Annotated in this window: 5 protein-coding genes and 1 pseudogene; 3 read left to right on the top strand and 3 right to left on the bottom strand. The window is 42.0% G+C overall.

Annotation, left to right across the window (positions count from 1 at the left end; genetic code table 11):
• A partial coding sequence (locus E6C50_RS17555) for a type IX secretion system membrane protein PorP/SprF (RefSeq protein WP_317128639.1) occupies window positions 1-151 on the bottom strand: 151 nt, incomplete at its 3' end.
• 60 nt (window positions 152-211) lie between these two features.
• Between E6C50_RS17555 and E6C50_RS18110 the strand changes: the two genes are divergently transcribed.
• A complete protein-coding gene (locus tag E6C50_RS18110; protein WP_168732860.1) occupies window positions 212-367 on the top strand; it encodes a DUF7507 domain-containing protein in 156 nt (51 codons plus the stop codon).
• 172 nt (window positions 368-539) lie between these two features.
• On the opposite strand, the pseudogene E6C50_RS17545 reads toward E6C50_RS18110, so the two are convergent.
• Window positions 540-770 (bottom strand): annotated as a pseudogene (locus E6C50_RS17545) (type IX secretion system membrane protein PorP/SprF); the annotation flags it as partial.
• Between the two features lie 483 nt (window positions 771-1253).
• Between E6C50_RS17545 and E6C50_RS17540 the strand changes: the two are divergent.
• On the top strand, window positions 1254-1598 hold the full coding sequence (locus E6C50_RS17540) for a DUF7507 domain-containing protein (RefSeq protein WP_168732859.1): 345 nt from the start codon (window positions 1254-1256) through the stop codon (window positions 1596-1598).
• Here the strand turns inward: E6C50_RS17540 and E6C50_RS17535 are convergent.
• Window positions 1508-2305 carry a tetratricopeptide repeat protein gene (locus tag E6C50_RS17535; RefSeq protein WP_211089566.1) on the bottom strand — a complete coding sequence of 266 codons (798 nt, stop codon included), beginning with the start codon at window positions 2303-2305 and terminating at the stop codon, window positions 1508-1510. The two genes, E6C50_RS17540 and E6C50_RS17535, sit on opposite strands and share 91 nt — an antisense overlap.
• 299 nt (window positions 2306-2604) lie before the next feature.
• Here E6C50_RS17535 and E6C50_RS17530 point away from each other — a divergent pair.
• A partial coding sequence (locus E6C50_RS17530) for a PorP/SprF family type IX secretion system membrane protein (RefSeq protein ID WP_230979033.1) occupies window positions 2605-2863 on the top strand: 259 nt, incomplete at its 3' end.

Genomic DNA, 2863 nt, shown 5'->3' with positions numbered 1-2863 from the left:
GTCCGTTATAATCCAAATACGTCGACTTTAACATGTTCGGTACCGAAGCGGCTAAGTAGTATTTGTTGGTGTAGTAGAACAATCCCGCTCCGGCGTTAAAAAACGTTCGGCTGGTGTTCTCGGCAAAGGCAGGGTCGTTCGCACAACGAATGATACGCCAACGGTAACAACCTTACCACAAAACCCTGCGATTGCCTTAGTAAAAACAGCGGTGTTTAACGATACCAACGCGGATACTTTTGCACAGGTAGGTGAGACAATTACCTATACCTTTACCGTAACCAATACGGGTAACGTAACGGTTAACGGTCTTGTGATCAACGATGCAACCTTCTTCAAATTGAACGACACTAATTTTTTCCGCTAATTTGATGTTGACATCGGTAATATTTGCTTTGGCTTCAAGATCCGCAACATTTGCTTTTACAGCTAAACCGGAAGTCAACTCGTCTTTGCTTGCTTTTAAATTCAAATCCGTGATATTCGCTTTGACCGCTAAATCACTTAAATTCGCTTTTTCCGCTAAACCTTCTTCAAATTCAACAGATGTTCGGTACCGAAGCGGCTAAGTAGTATTTGTTGGTGTAGTAGAACAATCCCGCTCCGGCGTTAAAAAACGTTCGGCTGGTGTTCTCGGCAAAGGCAGGGTCGTTCGCATCCGGAACATACGGACTTACATCCGATAGTAGTCCTACTTTATGGAAAGTCGCACCCGCTTTTAATCCCAAAGCTAGCTTGTGCTCTCCTCCAAGGTTTAAGGTGTAGGAGAAGTCAGCGTATCCATACCGTTACGGAAATGGTAACCAGTCTGTTATTTCTTCATTGTCTACTTCTAATGGTTCTACAAGAAGATTGTATGCTGATTTATTAATTAACTTTGATTATGACTTAACAAAAGACTTAAAAGTTAATATTGGTAACAACGTACAGGATGTTTATGCTACTTCAACTGGAACATCAGGATCTCAGTTAGCAATCCCTGGATTGTACAATATTTCTAACGTATCAAGTGTGCCGAATGCTACTATGCTGTCAATCCAATATGTCTATGAACTTAATTCTCTTTATTTTTCCCTAACAAGTCTCCTTGTTAGCGGCTGCAAAACTAAAAATTCTTTTTGTTTCTCGCAAGATTTTTTTGAAGTTTTTTTTTGAAAAAATTTTCTTCACTTTTCTCACTCAATACCCTTAAGAACTTCCCTGTTTTGCGGGTGGCAAAGGTAAATCACTTTTTTATTTCTCGCAAATCTTTTTTGACTTTTTTTCTAACCTTAAAAACAGCGGTGTTTAACGATACCAATGCGGATACTTTTGCACAGGTAGGTGAGACAATTACCTATACCTTTACCGTAACCAATACGGGTAACGTCACGGTTAACGGTCTTGTGATCAACGATGCACTATTAGGTGTAACGAACTTAGCGGTAACGCCGGCTACATTAGCACCGGGCGCTACTGGAACGGCTACAGCTACTTATGTATTGACGCAATCAGACATTAATAACGGTCAGATTAGTAACACGGATAATTTAGCACCTGTTTTTGCATCTCTAACCAACGAAACCACTTCCACACCACAAACCGGAATTGCCATATAGATGTTGTCTACTCCGCCACGGTTACTCGATACAAATCCGATGTTTTTAGTCGTATTAAAACTAAACGCAAAATCGTCTTTCTCTGAGTTTACCGGCTTTCCAACGTTAGTGGCTTCCGTTCCTTTGTTTAAGTCGATCACATACACATCCATTCCTCCAAATCCCTGACGGGCGTCTGATGCTGTGATCGATTGGTTATCCGTAAATGCATTCGATACATAAGCCGTTACTTCTGCCGGTTCCGATTGTGTGATCACTACTGATGCCGGTAATGAAGAACATCCTGTTGCAATACTGGTTGCAATTACCGAGAACGTTCCCGGGTGGTTTACTTCATACGTAGCTCCTGTTGCACCTGTAATCGGTTGTGGTACTCCCGCTGCATCATTCTCATACCATTGGAACGTATGCGTTGTAGCATCCAATCCGCTGTTGATTCGCGCTGAGGCAAAATAAAGGGTGTTATCGTTGGTTAAAACCGCTCCAAAATCCGATTTATCACTGTTGATATCCATGTTTTTGATATCAAAAGATTTTGCCTTTTCGTTTAGTTTTGGCAAATAGTTCGGGTTTTGTTTAAAGGCAATAGCACGTTGATCATTCGGAGCCATACTCGCAAACTTCTGCATTTGTTTGTTGGCTTCGTCATATTTACCCTGTGCTTTTAACATCTGGGCATAACGGTAATAGGCGTGGAAGATGACCACGTTGATAGGCTATAGATGTAAAGGCAGTAATGTCATAGTCGAGTAGTACTAATAACCCGTAAGCTTATGTACGTGTCCTTCCGCCTAAGGGCGGAAGGGAAGTCTTTCTGAGCATTGTTTTTGATTTTTTATCTCAATATGTTACAATATTAGTGTTCTGACCAAGTTCAGTGACCAACGATTTAAGGTGGTTATTGCGGCGGGGCTCACCTCTTCCCATTCCGAACAGAGAAGTTAAGCTCGGATTAAAAGAGGCCTCAGCACAACAAGACCCACATTATACACAATACATGTATAATATGAATGTCATCAACCCGGCGTATGCAGGTTCGAAGGAGACGTTATCTTTCGGCTTGTTATACCGCAAGCAGTGGGTTGATCTTGAAGGGGCTCCATCTACGGCTACCTTTTCCGGTCACAGTCCGGTAGGGAAGAATGTAGGATTGGGACTTTCGGTAATTTCGGACAAGATCGGTCCTGTGAAAGAGAATAATGTGTACGCTGACTTCTCCTACACCTTAAACCTTGGAGGAGAGCACAAGCTAGCTTTGGGATTAA

Source organism: Flavobacterium supellecticarium (genome assembly GCF_004801375.1).
Classification (GTDB): Bacteria; Bacteroidota; Bacteroidia; order Flavobacteriales; family Flavobacteriaceae; genus Flavobacterium; species Flavobacterium supellecticarium.
Note: the sequence above shows the minus strand (reverse complement) of the source record. Positions and strands in the feature narration are given on the sequence as shown.